Raw genomic sequence first — 1,098 nt, 5'->3', positions numbered from 1 at the left:
ATAGTAACAAACAAAGAGAATCCCACCCGTGAATACGTCAAATCTATCATGGATGCCCGTTGGTCTGTTGAAGTTTATCATCGAGAAGTTAAACAAAATTGTGGTATTGAACGCTGTCAGGCTCGCACGAGCCGAGCGCAAAGAAATCATATTTTTCTCGCTATTTCTGCGTGGTTTGAACAACATAAACGTCGTATATCTGAAAAAATAACCCTTTATCAACAAAATTGGGACGTAATCAAAAATGCTATTGCTGAGCACATCCGTGTTTTATTAGCGTACCCAAATTAGTTTTGTGCGAAACTCGTGTTATATTTTTTTCTCTCAACCCATACTGCAACATCGAATTTTAATTTAGCGACATCAATACCCACTGAGGTTTTGATCATGGTAAATTCTCTCATGAAAAACAGATAATTGAATATATCGTCCTAACCTTCCTTATAAATACGTGCTCGTAGCACAAGATACCGTTCGGTTTTGAAGACGATGATGAATATGTCACCAGGGTTTAATCTGAGGTACAAGCTCTAAGCTTAAGGCAGCGTACAAACTCACCGGTAACATCCCAATGATCAGTTGGGGATCATTAACCTTTGACAGTCAATGATCAAGATATAAGGCGGCGTATCGGGATAATCGAATCCCAGAAAGGTCAGATAGCCCTGGGCTTCCAGCGAGACAATAAACGCATGATCGACCGGCACATCCACCACCTGACCGGGATAAAACATCACATCCTGGGTACGGCCATCGGCCAAACGCAGGGCTGCCCCATTCGGGGACTCACCGTTATAGCGAAACTTCGCCATAAGCCACCTCGTTATTTTCTGTCTTCATGATGTCTTCCCGGGTAGGCGGTAAGGCCTCGTGCGGCCAGTCCTGTACAAACGTAAGCGTCATTGGAACCACACAGAGATAGGTAGCGTGGTTTAAGGTAAGGTAATTTTCCAGGGCAGCAGTACGTTCCAGTCTATATCTTCATCAGGGGATTTTAGCGACGTCAGCAATGCCAGAAGATAATCGTACGGGTTAAGACCATTGATACGTGCACTTTCCACCAGGCTGTACAATAGCGCACTTGCATGAGCACCCGCT

3 protein-coding genes are annotated in these 1,098 nt (G+C 44.3%); 1 reads left to right on the top strand and 2 read right to left on the bottom strand.

Annotation, left to right across the window (positions count from 1 at the left end; translation table 11 throughout):
* Window positions 1-291: transposase (locus CBG25_RS07190; protein WP_290603789.1), on the top strand; the 291-nt coding region annotated here is incomplete at its 5' end.
* Between the two features lie 284 nt (window positions 292-575).
* Here the strand turns inward: CBG25_RS07190 and CBG25_RS07185 are convergent.
* Together CBG25_RS07185 and CBG25_RS07180 are read right to left on the bottom strand one after the other, a co-directional pair.
* Entirely contained in the window at window positions 576-812 is a 237-nt protein-coding gene (locus CBG25_RS07185; RefSeq protein WP_290605666.1) for a hypothetical protein, read from the bottom strand.
* A gap of 120 nt (window positions 813-932) precedes the next feature.
* Window positions 933-1,098: transposase domain-containing protein (locus CBG25_RS07180; RefSeq protein WP_290603847.1), on the bottom strand; the 166-nt coding region annotated here is incomplete at its 5' end.

The sequence above is a fragment of the Arsenophonus sp. ENCA genome, assembly GCF_002287155.1.
GTDB lineage: Bacteria > Pseudomonadota > Gammaproteobacteria > Enterobacterales > Enterobacteriaceae > Arsenophonus > Arsenophonus nilaparvatae.
The sequence above is the reverse complement of the archived record's forward strand: the minus strand, read 5'-3'. Positions and strand labels throughout refer to the sequence as shown.

Coding starts and splice junctions, on each gene's coding strand:
- CBG25_RS07185 (WP_290605666.1), bottom strand. CDS start 812: ATGGCGAAGTTTCGCTATAACGGTGAGTCCCCGAATGGGGCAGCCCTG.